The organism is Couchioplanes caeruleus, assembly GCF_003751945.1.
Classification (GTDB): domain Bacteria; phylum Actinomycetota; class Actinomycetes; order Mycobacteriales; family Micromonosporaceae; genus Actinoplanes; species Actinoplanes caeruleus.
The window spans coordinates 4,125,340-4,144,005 of sequence record NZ_RJKL01000001.1 but is presented as its reverse complement, the minus strand read 5'-3'; the positions used below and the strand labels follow the sequence as shown (position 1 = coordinate 4,144,005).

Sequence of the window (18,666 nt, the reverse complement as noted above, 5' to 3'; positions counted from 1 at the left end):
AGGTTAAAGGACCTGGGAGAGGAACCGGCGCAGCCGGGGGTGGGTGGCCCGCTCGAAGATCTCGGCCGGCGCGCCGGCCTCGAGCACGACACCCCGGTCCATGAAGGCCACGGTATCGGCGACCTCCCGAGCGAACCCCATCTCGTGGGTGACCACGACCATGGTCATACCCTCGGCCGCCAGGTCCGCCATCAGGCCCAGCACGCCCTTGACCAGTTCCGGGTCGAGTGCGGACGTGGCCTCGTCGAAGAGCATCACCTGCGGCTGCAACGCCAGGGCGCGGGCGATCGCGACGCGCTGCTGCTGCCCGCCGGACAGGTGGGCCGGCCGGGCGTCGGCCTTGGCGGCGAGCCCGACGAGCTCCAACTGGGCGCGGGCGATCGCCACCGCCTCGTCCTCGGAGAGCTTCTTGAGCCGGCGCAGCGCCAGAGTGATGTTGTGCAGCACGCTCATGTGGGGAAAGAGATTGAACTGCTGGAACACCATCCCGACCCGCTGCCGCAGCCGGTCCGGGCTTTCCCCCAGTACGCTGCGGCCGTCCAGCAGCACGTCACCGCGATCCGGCTCGATCAGGCGGTTGATGGTGCGCAACAGCGTCGACTTGCCGGAGCCGGACGGGCCGATGACACACGCGGTCTCCCCGCGGGCCACGTCGAGGTCCACGCCGCGCAGCACCCGGTTCGGCCCGAACGCCAGGTGGATGTCGCGGAGGCTCAGGCTGACCGAGGTGGTGGTGGCGGCCGTCATCGTTCATTCCCCTGTACTGCGCCGGACAGTGCCAGATCCGTGTCGTCGTCGTCCGTGGCCGGCGGCCGGCCGTGCCGCAGCCGTCGGTCGATCCAGTTGACGACGTGGGTCAGCGGCACGGTCAGCGCGAGATAGAAGAGCCCCGCCAGCAGCAGCGCGGACTCGTTGCCGGTCGTGGCGGCGTGGTCCTGGCCGATCCGGAACAGCTCCCGCTGGCTGGCCACCAGGCCGAGGAAGTAGACCAGGCTGGAGTCCTTGATCAGGGCGATCAACTGGTTCACCCAGGCCGGCAGGACCCGGCGGACCCCCTGCGGGATGATCACCAGCCGCATCGACTCGGACCAGGAGAAGCCCAGCGCCCGGGCCCCCTCGAGCTGGGCGGCCTCCACGGACTGGATGCCGGCCCGGAAGATCTCGCCGATGTATGCCGCCGCGATGAGCGACAACGCCAGGATCCCCAGCGGGTACGGGTTGGGCCCCCAGATCTCCATGCCGAGCGGTGCCAGCCCGACCCCGATCAACAGAATGGTCGCCGCGGCGGGGAGACCGCGGAACACGTCGGTGTAGACCCGGGCCGGCCAGCGCAACCAGCGGGTACGCGAGATGCCGGCGACCGCCAGCAGCAGGCCGAGCACCGAGCCGAGCAGGGCGGCGGAAACCGCCAGCACCAGCGTGTTGCGAAGCCCGACGGTCAGCATCTCGGGCAGCGCCGCCCGCATCGACGACCAGTCGAAGAAGGTCTCCCAGAGGGTGCTCATCCTTGTCAGGAGGTGGCCGAAGCCGACGTGCTCGGCGAAGCTGCGGCCTTTCCGCTGCCCGGCGTGAAACCGGCGGGAATCGGGCGGCCCGGGTAGTACTGCTCCTGGAGTCGCTTCCAGGTGCCGTCGGCGATGACCTCGTCGAGGCCCTTGTTCAGCGCCTCGCGCAGCGCGTTGTTGCCCTTCGCCACCGCGTACGCGGTCGGGGCGGGACTGAGCTGCTTGGCCGCCACCTTGATCTTGAAGCCGCTGTCCGCGGCCGACTTCTCGCCGATCTCCGCAGGCGCGATCCAGGCGTCGGCCGTGCCGGCCTTGAGCTGGTTGATGGCGCCGTTGTAGTCGGGCACCCGCACCGGGTCGAGGCCCTTGCCGGTGGCGTAGTCGTCCTGGACGGTTCCCTGCACGACCACGACCCGCTTGCCGCTGAGCTGGTCGAAGCTGGTGATGGTGGAGTTCGCCGGTACGTCGAGTCCGAAGTAGCCGAAGTCGTACCCGTTGCCGAAGTCGACCGTCTTCTTGCGCGCCTCGGTCACGGTGATCGAGGAACTGCCGACGTCGAACTTGCGGTTGTTGACCTGGGACAGCAGGGCGGAGAAGTCGGTGCCGACGAACTCCACCTTCAGACCGAGCTTGGCAGCGACCGCGGTGAGCAGGTCGTTGTCGAAGCCGGTGAACTTGCCGTCCTTCAGATAGACGTTCGGCGGCGCGTCGGTGAGCGTCCCGGTCCGCAGTACACCGGGCTGCTGTAGGCCGTACGGGTTGTCGGCCGAGCTGGACGCCGCGTCGCTGCAAGCGGTGAGCATGGTGGTGCCGAGGATCGCGGCAACGCCGAGGGCGGCGGCCCGGATGAGGGCAGGCAGAACTCGCACAGGGGTCTCCTGAGAAAGGGGCGTATCGAGAAAGAGGGGTGTGGGCGCGGTCTAGCGCGCAGCGCAGGGCCGACACACGGCGCTGCAGATCCGCATCATGTCGACGTGCCGGCGCCGGGTCAGGGCCGGTGCGCCAGAACTGCGGGAAGACATGGTTCTCCTAGGTCGGTAATGACCTGGGAACCAGGCCACGCTTGCACGGGAGCCTTGCTCCGGTGCCTGGTCTTCACCCGGGGCACCCCACCGCGGAGGAGGGTTGCCGGCCAGCAAGCCGGGGCTCGATGCTGGCGCTCATGACCTGGATTCGAGGCTAGCAGCCCCTCACGGTGGGTCGTCCAGCCGTTATGACAACGCTCACGCTCTGTCATAGGGGACTGAGCAGACGCTCCCAGCTCGCGTCGTCACGCTGGAAGACGCGGTCCTTCACCTGGGCGGGACGCACGCCCTGCGCGACCCGGTGGTGCCAGTCCTCGGCGAACCGCTCGGCCCCGACCACGTGCAGCTTCGCGGCATCCAGCCGGCCGCCGGCCCGGGCGGCGCGGTAGCCGTCGGCGATGCCGCTCAGCGCGGCGTCCAGCGCCGTCGTCAGCGCCCCGACCTCATCGGCTCCCCAGTCGGTGAAGGAAGCCACGGCGAACTCGTAGCTCCCCCGGATCGGACGGCAGGTCGCGTTGACGACCTCCAGGCCGGTGCGGTCCAGCGCGGTACGCAGCGCGCGGACGACGTGCGACTCGCGGAGCCGCTCGCCGGCCACATCGCTGAGGTTGCGACGCCCGGCGTACTCGACGCGGGGCACCCCGGCCACCCGGTCGACCACGCGCACCACGTCGCCCACGGCGTGCCGGTAGAGCCCGCCGACGTGGGTGAAGACGACGTGGTACTCCTGCCCCTCGGCGAGCTCCTCCATGAGCAGGGTCGCACTGTCCGGGCGCAGGTCCTCGTCGGCGGGGACGAACTCGTACAGGGCGGCCGGAACGATCAGGGAACCGGCCGTCGCGTGGCGGTCCAGGGCCACGGCGACGGGACCCTCGGACGCGGCGACCGGAGCCGGTAGGACGGTCACCCGGGGACCGAAGCTCTCCCGGAGCCGAGGCAGGTAGAGCGAGGCCAGCCCCGTCGTCCAGCAGAAGATGAGCTCCATGTTCGGCCAGACGTGAGCCGGCAGCAACGTGCCGTGGTATGCGGCGAGCCGCTCCAGCTCCGCGGCCCGGGCGCGGTTGGCGGCGCCGAACGGCCTCCCGTCGAGCGTGCCGTCGTGGAGATCCTTGACGATCCTCGGCAGCCACTGGGCGAGCTGGTACGGCAGTGCCGCCACCATGGCGGGGTTGATGCCGATGACGCAGCGCAGATCGGACTCGACGGCGAGCCGGAGTCGCGCGTAGGACCGGTCCCACTGGTGCTCGGTCCAGACCTCGGCGCTCAGCGTGGACCAGGGCGCCCGGGTGCCGGGCTCGGCCGCCAGATGCTCACCGAAGGCCGCGCCGAAGTCGACCTGGCTGGCCCCGGCGTGGGGTCGGCCCGAGGCGGTGGTGGCGAGGCGGGGGACCGGGTCGTGTTTGAGATTGAGAGTGGTGTCGTCGCGTTCCAGTACCCGCGGGAAGTGTTCGGCGAAGTTGGCCCAGGCCGCGTAGTAGAAGGGAAAGAAGCTATGCCGCATGAAGCTGCGGGTGATCGGAATCTTCTTGTTGTCGCCCGTACTGCCGCTGCTCATGAAGAACACGACCGGATCGTCGGCCGTGAGGACATGTGATTCGCCGTCGGCCGCCCGGTGGATCCACGGCGCCAGGGCGTCGTAGTCACGGATCGGCACGGCGGCGCGGAACTCGTCGACGTCGCGGATTGCGGCGAAGCCGTGCTCCACCCCGAAGGCCGTGCCGACGTTCTCGGTGAGCACGTGGGTGAGGGCGCGCCGCTGGTGAGAGACGGCATCCGCCAGCGCGGCGCGGAGCCCATCGCGTTCGGCGACGGTCCTACGCCGGTACTGGGCGACCCGCGCTGCGATTTCCGGATCGATGGCCACGATCACTCCTCACGATTCTCTCGACCTGACGGGCGATGTCGTCGACGTCGGCGGCGGTGCCGATCACGCTGGTCGGCACGTTCTGGACCTCCGCCAGCATGAGCCGGCGGAGATCGGCCTGGAAGCTGACGAACGCCTTCCGGCTCGGCCGGTCGCCGTAATGCTCGAAGCGGTTGACGGCGGCGCCGTTCCCGGAGCGCCGCCATGCGACGCCCGGGTCGGTGTCCAGATAGACGACCTCCCGCGGCGGCGGAAACGAACGCCACCAGGCGAAGATCTGTTCGTTGATCAGCCCACTCAGGCGGCACTTGGCCAAGATCTTGTAGTAGTAGGAGTCGACCACCACCGGGCCGGCCATGCCGCCGGCCAGCGCTTGATCGCGCAGGAAGACCACGGCGGTCTGCACGATGCTGAGGACGAAGTCGGCGGAATAGCGACGGCCCGCCTCCCTCAGCGCCTCCGTGAGGAATTCGGTGCGGAGCCGCGAGACCAGGGGAAAGCCGTCGCCGAGAAAGTCGTCGTCATAGGAGGCGACGCGCCAACCGGTGCGGCGCGCCAACGCGGACAGAACCGATGATTTGCCCGCATGGTCGGCACCGAGGAGCACCCAGAATTCCGAGCCGGGCATGAGCACCTCCGCAAGCGAAGCGAAATCGGCTCAGCGTATCGAGATCGGCGAATTCGTGATGTCCCCGCGACGGTCGGAGGTGCTCAGGCAGGTGTACGCGCGCAGGCGGTCAGGATCGGTGGTGTCCCGGTGCACCCGGATCATCGCCGCGGTCCGTAGGTCCGCGTCCGCCAGCTCCGGTACATGATCGATGACCAGCGCCGAACCCGGCCGGAGCAGGCCGCGGAGGAGCGCTTCGGCCAGCGTGTGGTTCAGGTGGACGAGATAGGCGGCGGTGCTCAGACCGGCTGTCGCCAGGCGCAGCCGGCAGGAGTGCGTTCCCACTTCGCCGACGGTCACCCGGGCCGGAACTCGCAGGGTGCCCGCCGGGAAGGCCTTGAGCAATCGGCGCAGCCCCGTGAAGTCCGCGGGCGGTGCTGGTCCGTACCAGGCGATCGTCTCGTCCGCGGCGAGGTGCGACGGAGGGAAGCGGTCCCGCAGGTTCACGGGATTGCCCGCCAGGAAAGCGGTGCGGGTCAAAGCGGCCAGCCAGTCCGCGCCCTCCTCGTCGGTCAGGCCCGCCGCGAAGCGCAACGCCGACTCCGCGAACGTTGTCACGTCGAATCGGCGCAGCACGGCGACGACGGTGTGGTCATGCTCCGGCTCGAGCGTGGCGGCATTGATTCCGGCTCGGATCAGCCGCTCGTGCAGGAGGGCGGCGAGGTGCTCCTGGGTCGCCATCAGCAGAAGACCGCCCGCGCAAGCTGCCGCACGGGCGGATTGCCACGGCTCAGCAGGGCCGAGGTGAGCCGGTACGGGTCGACGTAGTCCAGGTGGCCCATGCTGCGCCGCAGAACCCGGTCCATGCCGACCGGGTCGGCGGGGAAGCCGGCGGCGAGAAGCCGCCCGGCCCGGACGACCGACTGGCGCAGGAGATCCATCCGGAACGACTGCTGTACGCCGCGACCCAGCACCGCGATGAAGTACAACCGCAGGCCCAGCCGTACCGCGTCGGTGTCACCCGCATCCCGCACGGCGGCCAGCAGATCCGCGACGGTGTACCCCGCCCAGCCCCCATGGCGGCTGGAGCGGACGACGCCGTCGATCGGGACACGCTCCACCACCTCCCGGGAGATGACGCCACCCACCACTTCGAGAACCTTGGACAGGAGTACGTAGTCCGCGTGCAATTCCCGGTCGTACAGCAGGACGACACGGTCGTACTCTCCGGCCAGCGGCAGGAGATCCCGCAGAGCGCAAGCCAGGTAGTTCGGCTGCCCCTCGGCCGACACGATCCTGCGCAGCGGAACCCCGAACCGCGTGGCATCGAGATAGACAGGGCCGCCGTCGTTCCGAAGATCCAGGCACAGCCCATGCGCGGTGAGCAGGTGCAAGACCCCGGCCATTTCCAGTCCGGGCGGCTGAACGGCGGTCAACCCGGGATCGTGCAGCCCCAGGGCCGCATAATGACCGGCCCAGATCCGCAGCAATCGAGCGCTCACCGGATGCACCCACCCGGTCGCCTCCACCCGTTCCTCGTAGGACCGGAGTACGGCGTAGGAGGGAGGCGAGGCCCGTGCCTGATACCGCACATAATGCCTACCGATGGCCTCCTCGGTCAGCGACTCAGGATCCAAGGCCGGACATTCGCTATCCAGGTACGCCCAAAAGCCCAGCGTCTGCGCCGTGACGTTGTACGTCGTGAGGCTGTACCGATAATCGACGTCGGCCACCAGGGCGGTCGCCCGGCACAACACGTCGACCCACAACAGCCCTTTGACATGACTGGGCGTCAACGGCTTGGTCGGCGTCACGGTGACCGGCGCGACGAGCACCCGAGGCCGTGCGTACGTCGTCATGGTCTCCCTCTCGCCGAGCCGATCCACTCACGATCAACGATGAATGCTCCCGGCGTCCCGGCGCATCCCCTCGTCGTCCTGGAACGACGCAGATATCCGACGCATCGTCGTCACCGGTCAGCACGCCGATCATGGGCTATCGGCGATAGATGAGGATGGCGTGGCCGACGGTGTCGATGTGTGTGCTGCTGTCGAGTAGCTCTTGCAGCCGGCGCGGGCCGGTGGGGATGTCAGTTCCGGCGGGGATGCAGGTCTGGAGACGCAGGCAGGTGGTGGAGACCACGATGAGTCCGTGTACCTGGTCTGCTGGGACGGTGAGGGGATGCCGGGCGTTGATGCCGTAGTAGGTCGGCTCGCCGCGGCCCTCGTAGACCAGCCAGACCGGTTCGCCGGGGTACTTGTCGGCGAGTCGGTCGCCGAGTCGGGCGAGGTCCTGGCCCCAGTCGACGTTCGAGTCGGTGAGCTGCGTGTGGGTCCGGCTGGTGCCGCCGAACGCCTCGTTGGAGTAGGGCAGGTAGTAGGGAAAGGTCCGTAGCGATGGACTCGGGCGACCCCGCACTTGTCGCTCGCCGAGGCGGGTTCGCCGGTGAGCCGGGCCAGCTCCGCGCCGGTCTTGCCGTCGTCGACCACGACGTGGTCGATCTTCTCACTGACTCGCACGTCGATGGTGACGGCAGCCCCGGTCCGGACGTAGGAACCCGGGCGAGGCGAGATGTAAGCCACCGTCGGCGCCGCGGCGGCGGTGACCTCGTCCGCCGACGCCGGAACCGCGGTCGTAACACTGAGAAGGAGAGTGAAAAGCAGCGCAACCGCGGCTCTTCGCAAAGTGCTCAAGGTAAGCCCCCGCTGATCAAATCTGCGCGGCAGCCTATCCCCATTCATTCAACTGGGTCGATCTGATAGGCCGTGGGCGGGGACCGTCCGCAAAGGAGCGCGGCGAGCAGGGCGGCGGTCTGGGCCGCGTCAGCGTCCGCTTCGGAGGCCCTACCACCTCACCCGGACCGGAACGGACCTTCGCCGTCGACGATGCACACCTGCGTAACGCCGACCCGCCGGACTGGACGCCACCGTTCGCGCAACGCCTCCGCCGTCCGAAAACCTGAGCGGATCGATGCGACGCACGCCGCCTTACAGGCGCGGCTACCTCTCACTGGGCATGACACGTATCGCCATGGCGGCCAGGTCGAGAGCCGACGACAGTGAATCCCTTGCCATTTCGGGTATGCGCCCGATGCCTAGCCCGCTCGCGTTGATCAAACGCATGAGCTTCCCATGGTGTTCTGGACCGACCGCGCGGTGTTGATGGAGGTCGAGTGCTGCGTTCGCGTCTTCGCCCCGGAGCACATCGGTGACCAGCCGACTGATCGTGTTCTCGACGACGGCCGGCGGTACTTCAGTGGCGAGGTCGATGGCCGCGAGGCAGAGGCGGGTACGGAACACGGAGAGTCCGGGTGCCGAGGGGATTTCTAGTGACCGGCCGAGCAGTTCAGCCTGATCCGTCGGCCGATCAACGCCGGTGGTTTGTGCGTGCCAGTTCTGCAAGAGATCGCGTACCACCAGTTCCCAGGGCTGCTTGATGGTGGTTTCCCTGAGAAGGGCGGCGGCGGCAGCTCTGTCCCCTTGCATCGTGAGCGCTATGACCGCCACCTGCCGTCCCTCGTGCAGGGTGGGGCCGATTCCGTCGCAGCGGCGCACGTGGGCTAGGGCGTCGTCCCAGCGTCCGGCGACGGTGAGCGCGCGAGTCCCATCAGCAAGCATGATGTCGCGTAGCCAACTGATAGTTTGATCGCGCGCGAGGGGGTCTGTGGGTAGTTGCTCAGGACGCAGCTCAAGGCCATCGATGACGGCAGGGGCATGGCCATGGACCACCTGGTACAGGTCGGTGAGCAAGCTGTACGCGTCGTCTCCGTCGCCCGCTCTGATGCGCAGGCGGGCCAGGTTGACGACCGTTTCGAGGGCGATGCGGACGTTGGAGCCGTTCAGCGGAGCTTGGCTCAGGTAGAGGTTCACGTGGCGGTGGCACCAGGTGCGGGCGAGTTCTGGGTCTCCGCAGTCGGACGCGACGAGGGCCGCGCCGTTGAACGCCACGGACGCTTTGTTGAAGTCACGGTTCCGATGGGCGCTCTCGGCCATTTCTACAAGCCGAGCGACGCGTACGTCGAGCGGTATGGCCGGCGGGCGATTGCGGGCGACGAGGGGGAATCGGGCCGTGATGGTCGAGGCGAGGGGCAGGGTCATGGGTCCTCCTCTGCTGCGGGCGGTCGCCCGTTGACAACGCGGATGGCGATTCGGCCACGGTGATGCCTCGGCATAGGGCCACTCGTTCGGGGTTGCCGGGGTGGGGGCGGGCGTTCCCGCCGCGGCGGCATGACGGGGGTCAGAAGGACATCGTGAGGATGGTGTCGGGTCGACTGAAGTCGCCGGGCTCGCGCGGTCGGTTCCGGCCCGGTGGGCGGTGACGGTGGGCTGGTTGGTGCGGCCCGCCGTGTCCCACCGGTCGTCGAGCAGGCTGTTTGAGAAGAGTGACGAGCTGGTCGCGGAGCACGACGGCGCCGGCGGAGTTCGGGACGGTTTGGGCGGTTTTCACTGCTCTTATCTTACTGTGGGCCTGTCAAGAAGACGGTGTAACCCAGATTGTTGAGGAATACTTGCGGGCTGCGGCAAGTCGGCCTTTGAGGGCCATCTCGAAGGCGTTCCACGCTGGGCGCGGCAGGCGACCGCATCCTGGCCGGTCGGGCGCTCACCCTCGCCGCAGTCGGCGCTCCAGAGAAGGTCGCCGCTTTCCTCGATCAACTGGATCTCGGTGGCGGAATGGGCAAGGCCATGCCCTACGCCCCGGAAAGGAGGCCCTCCGGGATCAGTGCGGGAAGGCGTGTGGCGTCCGGGTCGCCGTGAGCTCGTCACGGAACTCTTCGATGTGCAGGGCGACCTGTCGCATGTCGAGGGTGTTCTCCAGCCGGTCCAGGTAGAGCGACCGGGCGGCCAAGGCGTCGAGTCGGACGGTGAAGTAGACGGCCATCAGCGGATTGACGAACAAGGTGCTGCCTCGCGTCCGCCGCGTGAACTGCACGTCGCCGGACGCGCCACGGGTGGCTGCCGCGATCCAGGTCCAGCAACTCAAGCTGGGTGAATGCCAGGTTGGCCAGGTGCACCTCGACGCCGAGGTCGGCCAAGGCCAGGGCCAAAAGGTAGGCCGGCATAGACATCGAAGCCGCCGCCGGCGCCGGCGCCGGCGACCAGGACACGACGAGATCCGCTCAACGCGGCGAACAGCGGAGGCGTCGACAACGAGTCTCTGCTGTCGCGCTTGCGGTCGTGCTGCGGGGGAAGGTGTGTCACCTCACCATGATCTTCAGATGGACCGCCCGCTCGCCAACGGATTTGGTACCGCATCGCGCGCGGGACGCACGGGTACACCGACCAGCGCGCAGCCTCGCCGCCCCTGTGAATTCGCCCCGCAGGTCGTCGATGACCTCAACGGTCGCCAAGCGGGTATCGCTTAGGATTACGTGCCTCGTCCAGGTACCCTGGCCGTCGCGGGCCGCTAGCTCAATGGCAGAGCTGAGGACTTTTAATCCTTAGGTTCGGGGTTCGAGTCCCCGGCGGCCCACCCTCTGACCTGCATGTTTAGTGACCTCGACTGTCGGCCGTGGATGGTGGGTGCTCACTGGGTGTCTCGAGGTGCCGCTGCTTTCGATGCTTCCTTCCACGGCGCCGAGTGGGTGTGGCCTGCCGTTCCGCAGTGCCGGGGCGGGTGGGCGGCTGTGGATTGCCGCGGGGGTGTGGTGGCGCCCCGCGGTGGCGGCCGGTCATCTTCTTGCGGGCGGCGCGGGCGGTGGTCAGGACGAGGCGGGCGGTGGCGCGGCGGCTTTGTGTTGGGCGGCGGGCAGCACGCTGGTGTAGGTGTCGGCGGTGAGCACGATGCTGGCCTGCCCGAGTTGGTCTTGGACGGTTTTGAGGTCGGCTCCGGCGGTGTGGGCGAGGCTGGCCGCGCCGTGGCGCAGGTCGTGCAGGCGTACGGGTGGCAGCCCAGCGGCGGCGATGAGTTGCTGGAGCCGGTGGGTGAAGACGTTCGGGTGGTAGGGGTGGCCGTCGGTATCGGTGAACACGTACCCGTCGGGCCGCCACGCCCGGCCGTCTGCGGTAGCGCGGCGGCGTTGGTCCTGCTGGTAGCGGCGGAGCAGGGTGACGGTGTGCGGGTCGAGGGCGACGGCGCGGCGGCTCGCCGTGGACTTGGGTGGGCCTTCGATGATGCGGTAGCCGACGGTGGTGCGCTGGTTGACGATCACCAGGTGGCCCCGGTCGAGGTCGACGTCGTGCCAGCGCAGTCCGGCGGCTTCGCCGCGGCGCAGCCCGCGTAGGGCGATGAGCCACCACAGCGGGTAGAGCGGGGTCGTCGGCGGCAAAGGTGAGGAACTCGGCGAGCTGCGTGGGGGTCCAGACCGCGACCGAGGGCCGAAGGCCGTCGGCGTGCCATTGCGCGACGCGGTGCTCGGTCCAGACGAGGGCGTGCGGGCGACCGCTGGTGGGTAGTTCGACGCGGCGGGCGGGGTTGTCGGTGATCAGGCCGTCGCGGATGGCGGTGTTGAGTGCGGCGCGCAGGGTGGCCCGGATGCGGTGCACGGTGGCGGGACTGCGGGGTCGCCCTGACGGGGTGGTCCCGGCGAGCAAGGTGGTGAACATGACGTCGAAGTGCTGGCCGGTCAATGCTGCTAGGCGCACGTCGCCGAGGGCGGGGATGAGGTGTTCCTCGACGTGGTACGTGTAGATGCGCAGCGTGGTGGGACGGATGCCGCGGCGGGTGGTCAGCCAGTGGCGCAGCCAGCGGGCGACGGTCCAGGACCGGCCGGCGCGTTGCTCGCGGGACAGGGCGAGGACCTCATCGCGGGCCCGGCGGGCGGCGGCTTGCGAGGGGAAGCCGCCGCGACGTATCTGTTCCGAACGACCCCACAAGTCCGGATTGCGGCAGCGGAAATGCCAGCTGCCGTGGCCGCGCTCGCTCAGCCGCGGGCAGGATCGGCGTGGAACTTGCCCAGTTCACCGCCATCTACGTGCTGTGCCAGGTGGGTGAGGTGGTGGTGACCTTCACTCCGTGGTCGCGGGTCGAACGCGCCGGATTCGGCAGTCTGGCGACCGTCGGCCTCGCCCTCGGCGTGCTCCTTGCCGTCCCTCAGTTCTGACCCACGGCAATCTCGCCTACTTCGGTGGCACCTTCCCGAAGCGGGCCGCCCTGGGGTAATGCTGCGTAGGGGGTAGTCGCATGAGTGATCTCGCCTCAACATTCCGCCGTGGGCGCCGGTTCGGCCAGTTCCCTGGTTACGGTGGTGCTCTGACTGCTCCAGCGGTGCGAAGGGGGTGCTCGGGGTGAGTGACCCACACGTGCAGCGTCCGCAGGGCGGCACGGCCACCGAAGTGTGGCGGGCGGTGCTGCTGATCACTGGACTAGTGCTGCTCTTGCTTGTGGCGGGCTACCTGTTCGTCTCCTACTTGTAAGCGGCAACCGCCGTTTGGCACACGGATGCCGGGTTACAGGCCCCGCCGAGATCCCGAGTCGCGGCCACCGTGACCATCGCCGGGAACGGTCAACGCGTGTCCCGGCGCAGGCGGCGGGTGCGTGGACCCCGGCTGGTTGACCGTTTGGTTACTCCACGGGTTTCGAGCGGGGGTCGGCGAACCAGGTTCGGGTGAACTGGCGTGCGCCGTCGAGGTCGAATGTCGTGCATTCGGCGGTGTCGTAGGCGTTGACGAGTTTGATGGGCTCGGCCTGGCCGTCGACGGCGCTGCCGACGACGCGTCCGGAGGCGGGGTCCTCGACGAACGCTTTCAGTTGGGCCACCTGCTCGGCGGGCAGGGTGGGCGGGTAGTGCACGATCACGAACCCGTCGCCGATGACGTGTCCGAAGGCGGTGTCCGGGGCTTTCTCGCCGGGTCCGAAGAAGTCCTTCATCGGGTGAACCCCGGACTGCGGATACGTCTCGGTGCGGGCGCGCAACTGGCAGTCGCCCATGCTGCTGACCTCGGCGGTGCTGGGCGGGTCGTCGCTGCCGGTCACGGCGAGGACGATGGTCGCGGCGCCTCCGGCGGCCAGCAGTGCCGCGTACGCGAGGTCGGGGTTGCGCAGCCGCTGCGGCAGCCGCGGCAGCCCGCGGCCGATGAGGACGAACACGCCGATGGCGAGGAGCTGGCCGAGCTCGACGCCGACGTTGAAGGCGACGACCCGGGCGAGTTGCCCGTCCGGGGGCAGACCGAGGGCCTGCAGGCGGGTGGACAGGCCGAGGCCGTGGATGAGCCCGAAGCCAAGCACCATCGCGGCGAACCACCGCCAGCGTTGCGGGCGTCCCATGAGCCCGATGACGGCGACGGCGACCAGGCTCAACGCGATGACCATGTCGACGAAGGTGGCGTTGACGCGCCATCCGGCGAGGGTGGCCGCGATCAGGGTGACGCTGTGCCCGAGGGCGAACAGCGAGATCATGGTGGCGGCGCGACGGCCGGTGCCGGTGACGATCAGGACGCCGGCGATGAACAGCAGGTGGTCCCAGCCGGCGATCATGTGGGTGAAACCGAGGGTGAGGAAGTCGGTGACGCTCTCCGCGCCCGCGCCGATGCCGTGCGCCGACGCCGGTGCGGGCGCACCGAGCAGCACGACGCAGCCGGTCACAGCGGCGGTGGCGAGGCGTGCGACGCGGCGTGGCGGCATGGCGGTCTCTCCCAGGTGTCACGGGTGTCGGTGCGTTAGTCGGCGGCGTGGGCCTGATAGTTCCCGCCGCTAAGGCGCAACCTATTGGCTGGCTGGCGGGTCGGCGCGTCGGTGGTGCGAGAGGGCGACGTGGTGGTGGTCGCCGGCATGGCGGGCCGGGTCGGTGTGCAGGGTGGCGCCGGACAGCCGAGGGATGGCGTGGGTGAGCTGGTGCTCGGCGTCCGCGGCGACCTCGTGAGCCTGTAGCAGGCTCAGGTGGTCGTCGACGACGAGGTTGGCCTCGGCGTGCAGGCGGTGGCCGATCCAGCGCATCCGAACCGCCGTGACATCCCGGACCCCGGGGATGGTGCGCAGGGTGGCCTCGGCCTGGTCGACCAGGTGCGGGTCGACGGCGTCCATGAGCCGGCGGTAGACCTCCCGGCCGGCGTCTTTGAGCACCATGGTGATGGCCAGCGTGATGGCCAGGCCGATCACCGGGTCGGCCCAAAGCCAGCCCAGCGCGACACCGCCGGCACCCAGCAGCACCGCCAGGGAGGTGAACCCGTCGGTGCGCGCGTGCAGGCCGTCGGCGACCAGCGCGGCCGAGCCGATCCGTCGCCCGACGGTGATCCGGTAGCGGGCGACCAGCTCGTTGCCGGCAAAGCCGATCAATCCGGCGGCGGCGACCCAGCCGAGATGGGTCACCGGCTGCGGGTTGAGCAGCCGCCGGATCGCCTCGTAGCCGGCGAAGGCGGCCGACGCGGCGATGGTCGCCACGATCAGGATGCCGGCCAGGTCCTCGGCGCGGCCGTAGCCGTACGTGTAGCGGCGATTGGCGGCACGGCGCCCGAGCACGAACGCGATGCCCAACGGGACGGCGGTGAGCGCGTCGGCCAGATTGTGCAGGGTGTCGCCAAGCAACGCCACGGAGCCGGACCACACCACCACGACCGCCTGCAGCCCGGCGGTGAGCCCGAGGATCAGCAGGGAGATCCACAACGCGCGCAGGCCCACCCGCGACGACTCCAGCACCGAGTCGATCTTGTCGGTGCTGTCATGCGAGTGCGGCCGCAACAGATGTACGAGCCGATGCCGTAACCCGCCCGCCGCGCCGGAATGTTCATGACCGTAGGCGTGGTGGTCGTGCTCGTGGGCTGGCACGCGGATGGGCCTCTCGTGACGGTTGCTCCTCGGCTGCCCGCAATCGGGCCTGTTGGTGCCACGATAGGCGCCGCACACCCTCGACGACTACCTTGCAAATGCCTCTGACCTGCAACAACACCAGCCTTGCAGGCCCGGCGAGGCCCGGCGGAAGTGCCGGAGGCTACGCGAAACCGGTGATGGTCAGCGCGCCGGCGGCGAGTGTCCCGGCGACGATCAGGCCGAGGTGGGACAGGCGCGGATCGCGCAACCGGGGCACACGGGTGCGCAGCACGTCGGCGGCGATGGCCATCAGCAGCAGCGCCGCCAGCTGGCCGATCTCGACGCCGACATTGAACGCCAGCACCCGCGGGACCTGCCCCTCGTCGGCGAGGCCAACGTCCTGCAGCCGGGTGGACAGGCCCACGCCGTGGATCAGACCGAAGGCGAGCACGACCGCAGCGAACCAGGTCCAGTCCTTCGGCCGGCCGACCAGCCCGACGACGCCGACGACGACCAGGCTCAGCGCCACCGCGATGTCGACGAGCACCGGGTTGACGTGCCAGTCCGCCACCGTGGCGGTGAACAAGGTGATGCTGTGCCCGCCCGCGAACACGCTGATCAACTTCACTGCGCGGCGCCGGGTGCCGGCCAGCAGCGCCACACCGCCGACGAACAGCAGATGGTCCCAGCCCAGTAGCATGTGCCGCACCCCGAGATTGACGAACCCGTACGCCGTCTCACTCGAGCCACCGACACCGTGCGCGAACGCCGCCGACGGCGCACCTAGCATCACCGCGACCGCGCACATGGTCACGGCGCACGCCTGGCGCCACTTCGCTGTCATCCGATTCTCCGCTGATCTTCCGGCGACCAGGTCGCAAGCCGGCTGGCCTCGTGAGGCATGTTCGCAGAAAGACTTCCATCAAGGTTCGGCGCTCCAACGCCCGGGCTTCCTTTCCGTGCGATGCAACCAGGGCCACAGGCAACCAGGGCCACAGCAACGGCACGGTTGTCGCGTGGCCCGATAACCGGGTGTTGCTGACCTGCCGGATACCGCGGGAATCGTCAGCGCCGCCGATCGCGGTGTGGCGCAGGGTGGAATGCCTCAGCGTCGCCCCGCTCGGCGACGGGTTATCTCGTGATCGGCCGAGGCGCGGACCCGTCAGCAGATCGACTGGATCGCCGGCGAGACCGGCGAAGTCGACGGTACGTCCGACGTTTGGCTGTTCAGAGCGGCGGCTCCGCCATCGATACCGGGGCACCCCCGGTACCTAGCACCTCGGTACCCGACGCTGATCGGTCGTCCTGACCCGAGTCTTCCCGTACGGCGGACGTGGCTTCACTTCCTGGTGGGGACCGCTGTCCGCTGACCAACGCGATGACTGCCACCTGCGAGTGGACCTCGACGTCGAGTCCGGCCGCGCTGCGGTGCAATGGTTGCCCACCAAGAATCGGCCATCGAACCGGGCGTTACGGCACACCACAGCCCGCTAACCGTCACCGAATGCACCGACGACCCACCCATCAAGATTCCCGCCGACCGCGCGCTCGTCACGCCAGGCGCCGTCATCCAGGCGATTCGTCAGTACATCCAAACGGGTCAGCGGCCAACAAACCTTTCCTGGAACGGCTGAAGTCGTAGGCGGCCGGCACCCCTACTTACCGATCTTGCTGTCAACGGTCGAGAAGTGAAACACCGCCACTAGCAAGAAGCGCATTGCCTACGCCTAGTGGATACTCCTCAAATGGGACAGGACGCCGACCGGCCGGCTCTGGTTCGGCTGCCCGCGGCGAGGGCTACACAAGCCGAGCTGAAGGCCAGGCAGGCCAAGCTGTTTGAGATGCTGGCGCGGACGGCCGACGCCATCGCGCGGACGGAAGAGGAACGCGCCGAGTTTTACGACAACGCGGCGGCCCACCTCCCGGGCGCGATCGAGCGTGCTGCGCGCGCCCGCCGCTTCGCGGAGGCGGAGAGAGCTTCAGCTTCGGCGTTCCGGAGTCATGAGCTGCCATCGGAAGAACTCCGGCACGTGGTCCGTGACTGCGGTGTGGGCGCTGACGATCAGTAGCGACTGAGTGGCCTTGGTGCTTAACCTGAGGGCTATTTTCAGCATGGGCTCGAGCCGACGACCAGCAGAGCTCGACGCCACGGCTTGACCGACGTTGTGCAGAGCAAATTCGGGATGCTCACCAGTCGGTAGCGCCGCGACGCCTGGTGGCGTGCTTGTCCCTCGTTCGAGCGAGTCTGACAAGTCGCGACCGTGCTAGCTGTGGTTGACCGCTCGACTGAAGCGGTCGACACTTTGGTCACCACATTGTCACGACGGTCCGGTTTGCTCTAGAGGGTCTTAGCTTCGCTTCACGCAAGGAGGCCTCTGTGGAGGCGCGTCCGCCGTACCTGTTCACGGGCGGGGTGCCAGATCCCCGAGTGCCGTGTCTGACGCTGGTCAGCGATGTCGACTCGGCGGTGATCGAGGTGGCAGTACATGGCCAGTGGGGGCGACGGCTCGCGGTCGACGCCTCCGCCGTGGTCCGCAAGTGCCTGGTGGAGCAGCCGCGAGCGGTGATCGTGGACCTGCACGACCTGGATGACGCATCCGGCGAGAGCATTCCCCTATGGCTGTCCGAGTATCGGGCCGCCATGAGGATGCAGCCGCCGGTGCAACTGGCGCTGTGCGTGCCCACGGGTACGACGGTGGAGCGTCGATTACGGCATGTGGGGTCGCACCGCTACCTGCCGATGTACGCCACCATGCCGCAGGCACGCGCTGCGGTGACCAGCAGAACCCCCCCTGGTCGACGTGGTACGCAGGCAGCTATCGCCGGACCTGTCCTCGGCGAGAGTGGCCCGGGACCTGGTACGGCAGGTGTGCCGGGCCTGGGATCTGGGGCAGGTGTTGCACCCGGCTCGCCTGGTCGTCTCGGAGCTCGTGGCCAACGCGGTGACGCACGCCCGCACCGAGATGCTGGTCAGCATCTCCCGACGCGGCGCCGGCCTGCACCTGTCGGTCAGCGACCGTGATCCACAACCGCCGCAGCTGGTCGACCCGGTCTCGTGGACCGTACGGGAGCCAGGCGATGACTGGGGTCAGGGACTGCACCTGGTGCACCGCTGTGCCGCCGCGTGGGGGTCCATGCCGACCACCGACGGGAAGGTGGTCTGGGCCACGGTCCGTCATCGCGAGGGAAGAACCGCATGACGGCGACTTAATCCTGAGCGGCTCTCCCCCGCCGGCGAACAGGCGGCGCCAGCGCCCTCCTGCCGCGTGTCCGTTGAGGGTTCGGCTAGCGGACGCACTTTCGGTCTACTGCTCGGGGTGTGCGTCGTGGATGAGCGTGGTGGCGACCTCGTAGGTTGCACGGCCGGTGGCTTGTGCTTGCTGGGCCAGCAGGGCGAACGCGTCGTCTGGACTGCACTGGGTACGGCTCATGACGATGTTCTTGGCGCGTTCTATGACCGCTCGGTGCTGCATCGTGGTGTGCCGGTGCTGCGATAGCGCCATGTGGGGGTCGTCGCCTACGGCAGGGGCCAGCAGGACGGCAGCACTGCCGGCGAAGCCTTGCGCGAGGCTCATCGCGTCGGTGTCGAAGGCGGCCGGGCGGCGGGCGTAGAGGTTCAGCGAGCCCGGGATGCCGTCGGGCAGCCGCAACCCGACTGAGGCGCAGCTCGCCGCTCCGGCTTCAACGGCCCGGCGGGTCCAGCGCGGCCACCGTGATTCGGTGGTCAGATCCGCGGCCGTCACCGTTGCGGCGCACGCCGCCGCGTCCAGGCAGGGACCCTGACCCTGCTCGTACTGCCATTCGTCCAGCAATAGGGCGAAGTTGCTCGTGACCACCGGGGTATGCGCGTAGTTGCCACGCAGCAACGTCACTGATATCTCGTCGGCTGCGCCGATCGTTTGCCGGCCTCGCTCGATGAGTGCGGCCAATGCGTCATCCAGGCTGGTCTCATCGAAGTTGCGCGCGTCCATCGGCTCACCAGAT

General features: G+C 68.8%; 20 protein-coding genes, 1 tRNA gene and 1 riboswitch. Of the genes, 6 read left to right on the top strand and 15 right to left on the bottom strand.

Going from position 1 to position 18,666, the window contains the following annotated elements; all coding sequences use genetic code 11:
- Nucleotides 1-3: 3 nt before the first annotated feature.
- The 10 genes from EDD30_RS18475 to EDD30_RS40695 all read right to left on the bottom strand — a co-directional run bounded on the left by EDD30_RS18475 (nt 4) and on the right by EDD30_RS40695 (nt 9,981).
- Nucleotides 4-747, bottom strand: a complete 744-nt coding sequence (locus EDD30_RS18475) for an amino acid ABC transporter ATP-binding protein (protein ID WP_071808312.1) — start codon at nt 745-747, stop codon at nt 4-6.
- Nucleotides 744-1,505, bottom strand: coding sequence for an amino acid ABC transporter permease (locus tag EDD30_RS18470; protein ID WP_071808313.1), 762 nt, complete (start codon nt 1,503-1,505; stop codon nt 744-746). The genes EDD30_RS18475 and EDD30_RS18470 overlap by 4 nt, the downstream gene beginning before the upstream one ends.
- A gap of 5 nt (nt 1,506-1,510) precedes the next feature.
- Nucleotides 1,511-2,374: an ABC transporter substrate-binding protein gene (locus EDD30_RS18465; RefSeq protein WP_071808314.1), complete on the bottom strand. Its 864-nt coding sequence runs from the start codon at nt 2,372-2,374 to the stop codon at nt 1,511-1,513.
- Between the two features lie 185 nt (nt 2,375-2,559).
- Nucleotides 2,560-2,673: riboswitch (SAM riboswitch) on the bottom strand.
- Between the two features lie 65 nt (nt 2,674-2,738).
- The gene (locus tag EDD30_RS18460) at nt 2,739-4,394 is read right to left on the bottom strand and encodes a GH3 family acyl-acid amido synthetase (RefSeq protein ID WP_211277952.1); all 1,656 of its coding nucleotides are present in this window, start codon (nt 4,392-4,394) and stop codon (nt 2,739-2,741) included.
- Nucleotides 4,345-5,028 (bottom strand): hypothetical protein, encoded by a 684-nt coding sequence (locus tag EDD30_RS18455; RefSeq protein WP_211277953.1) that lies wholly within the window; start codon nt 5,026-5,028, stop codon nt 4,345-4,347. Before EDD30_RS18455 ends, EDD30_RS18460 begins: the two co-directional genes overlap by 50 nt.
- 24 nt (nt 5,029-5,052) lie before the next feature.
- Nucleotides 5,053-5,742, bottom strand: coding sequence for a DUF6182 family protein (locus tag EDD30_RS18450; RefSeq protein ID WP_071808317.1), 690 nt, complete (start codon nt 5,740-5,742; stop codon nt 5,053-5,055).
- Nucleotides 5,742-6,860, bottom strand: coding sequence for a hypothetical protein (locus EDD30_RS18445; protein WP_071808343.1), 1,119 nt, complete (start codon nt 6,858-6,860; stop codon nt 5,742-5,744). Before EDD30_RS18445 ends, EDD30_RS18450 begins: the two co-directional genes overlap by 1 nt.
- Before the next feature lie 136 nt (nt 6,861-6,996).
- Nucleotides 6,997-7,419 carry a hypothetical protein gene (locus tag EDD30_RS18440; RefSeq protein ID WP_071808318.1) on the bottom strand — a complete coding sequence of 141 codons (423 nt, stop codon included), beginning with the start codon at nt 7,417-7,419 and terminating at the stop codon, nt 6,997-6,999.
- A 581-nt stretch (nt 7,420-8,000) separates the two neighbouring features.
- Nucleotides 8,001-9,098: a hypothetical protein gene (locus tag EDD30_RS18435; RefSeq protein ID WP_071808319.1), complete on the bottom strand. Its 1,098-nt coding sequence runs from the start codon at nt 9,096-9,098 to the stop codon at nt 8,001-8,003.
- Nucleotides 9,099-9,717: 619 nt separating this feature from the next.
- Complete coding sequence (locus EDD30_RS40695) at nt 9,718-9,981, bottom strand: hypothetical protein (RefSeq protein WP_071808320.1); 264 nt, start codon at nt 9,979-9,981, stop codon at nt 9,718-9,720.
- 417 nt (nt 9,982-10,398) lie between these two features.
- On the opposite strand from EDD30_RS40695, the gene EDD30_RS18425 reads away from it, so the two are divergent.
- Nucleotides 10,399-10,470 (top strand) — tRNA-Lys (locus EDD30_RS18425).
- A gap of 229 nt (nt 10,471-10,699) precedes the next feature.
- Here the strand turns inward: EDD30_RS18425 and EDD30_RS40690 are convergent.
- Nucleotides 10,700-11,266, bottom strand: a complete 567-nt coding sequence (locus EDD30_RS40690; RefSeq protein ID WP_071808321.1) for a site-specific integrase — start codon at nt 11,264-11,266, stop codon at nt 10,700-10,702.
- 615 nt (nt 11,267-11,881) lie between these two features.
- Between EDD30_RS40690 and EDD30_RS39185 the strand changes: the two genes are divergently transcribed.
- Together EDD30_RS39185 and EDD30_RS41485 are read left to right on the top strand one after the other, a co-directional pair.
- Complete coding sequence (locus tag EDD30_RS39185) at nt 11,882-12,040, top strand: hypothetical protein (RefSeq protein WP_170047576.1); 159 nt, start codon at nt 11,882-11,884, stop codon at nt 12,038-12,040.
- Nucleotides 12,041-12,224: 184 nt separating this feature from the next.
- On the top strand, nt 12,225-12,353 hold the full coding sequence (locus EDD30_RS41485; protein ID WP_280526152.1) for a hypothetical protein: 129 nt from the start codon (nt 12,225-12,227) through the stop codon (nt 12,351-12,353).
- Nucleotides 12,354-12,501: 148 nt separating this feature from the next.
- On the opposite strand, the gene EDD30_RS18415 is transcribed toward EDD30_RS41485, so the two are convergent.
- From EDD30_RS18415 to EDD30_RS18405, 3 genes are all read right to left on the bottom strand, one after another.
- On the bottom strand, nt 12,502-13,560 hold the full coding sequence (locus tag EDD30_RS18415) for a HupE/UreJ family protein (RefSeq protein WP_071808322.1): 1,059 nt from the start codon (nt 13,558-13,560) through the stop codon (nt 12,502-12,504).
- Between the two features lie 81 nt (nt 13,561-13,641).
- On the bottom strand, nt 13,642-14,700 hold the full coding sequence (locus EDD30_RS18410) for a cation diffusion facilitator family transporter (RefSeq protein WP_342353739.1): 1,059 nt from the start codon (nt 14,698-14,700) through the stop codon (nt 13,642-13,644).
- A 163-nt stretch (nt 14,701-14,863) separates the two neighbouring features.
- Nucleotides 14,864-15,526, bottom strand: coding sequence for a HupE/UreJ family protein (locus EDD30_RS18405; protein WP_071808323.1), 663 nt, complete (start codon nt 15,524-15,526; stop codon nt 14,864-14,866).
- Between the two features lie 589 nt (nt 15,527-16,115).
- Here EDD30_RS18405 and EDD30_RS42050 point away from each other — a divergent pair.
- The 3 genes from EDD30_RS42050 to EDD30_RS18390 all read left to right on the top strand — a co-directional run bounded on the left by EDD30_RS42050 (nt 16,116) and on the right by EDD30_RS18390 (nt 17,882).
- Nucleotides 16,116-16,316 (top strand): Imm1 family immunity protein, encoded by a 201-nt coding sequence (locus EDD30_RS42050; RefSeq protein WP_071808324.1) that lies wholly within the window; start codon nt 16,116-16,118, stop codon nt 16,314-16,316.
- A gap of 111 nt (nt 16,317-16,427) precedes the next feature.
- On the top strand, nt 16,428-16,751 hold the full coding sequence (locus tag EDD30_RS18395) for a hypothetical protein (RefSeq protein ID WP_071808325.1): 324 nt from the start codon (nt 16,428-16,430) through the stop codon (nt 16,749-16,751).
- A gap of 732 nt (nt 16,752-17,483) precedes the next feature.
- Nucleotides 17,484-17,882 (top strand): ATP-binding protein, encoded by a 399-nt coding sequence (locus tag EDD30_RS18390; RefSeq protein WP_071808326.1) that lies wholly within the window; start codon nt 17,484-17,486, stop codon nt 17,880-17,882.
- 105 nt (nt 17,883-17,987) lie between these two features.
- On the opposite strand, the gene EDD30_RS18385 is transcribed toward EDD30_RS18390, so the two are convergent.
- Nucleotides 17,988-18,653, bottom strand: a complete 666-nt coding sequence (locus tag EDD30_RS18385; RefSeq protein ID WP_071808327.1) for a GAF and ANTAR domain-containing protein — start codon at nt 18,651-18,653, stop codon at nt 17,988-17,990.
- Between the last annotated feature and the right edge of the window lie 13 nt (nt 18,654-18,666).

Coding starts and splice junctions, on each gene's coding strand:
- EDD30_RS18475 (WP_071808312.1), bottom strand. CDS start 747: ATGACGGCCGCCACCACCACCTCGGTCAGCCTGAGCCTCCGCGACATC.
- EDD30_RS18470 (WP_071808313.1), bottom strand. CDS start 1,505: ATGAGCACCCTCTGGGAGACCTTCTTCGACTGGTCGTCGATGCGGGCG.
- EDD30_RS18450 (WP_071808317.1), bottom strand. CDS start 5,742: ATGGCGACCCAGGAGCACCTCGCCGCCCTCCTGCACGAGCGGCTGATC.
- EDD30_RS18445 (WP_071808343.1), bottom strand. CDS start 6,860: ATGACGACGTACGCACGGCCTCGGGTGCTCGTCGCGCCGGTCACCGTG.
- EDD30_RS18435 (WP_071808319.1), bottom strand. CDS start 9,098: ATGACCCTGCCCCTCGCCTCGACCATCACGGCCCGATTCCCCCTCGTC.
- EDD30_RS18415 (WP_071808322.1), bottom strand. CDS start 13,560: ATGCCGCCACGCCGCGTCGCACGCCTCGCCACCGCCGCTGTGACCGGC.
- EDD30_RS18405 (WP_071808323.1), bottom strand. CDS start 15,526: ATGACAGCGAAGTGGCGCCAGGCGTGCGCCGTGACCATGTGCGCGGTC.
- EDD30_RS42050 (WP_071808324.1), top strand. CDS start 16,116: ATGGTTGCCCACCAAGAATCGGCCATCGAACCGGGCGTTACGGCACAC.
- EDD30_RS18395 (WP_071808325.1), top strand. CDS start 16,428: ATGGGACAGGACGCCGACCGGCCGGCTCTGGTTCGGCTGCCCGCGGCG.
- EDD30_RS18385 (WP_071808327.1), bottom strand. CDS start 18,653: ATGGACGCGCGCAACTTCGATGAGACCAGCCTGGATGACGCATTGGCC.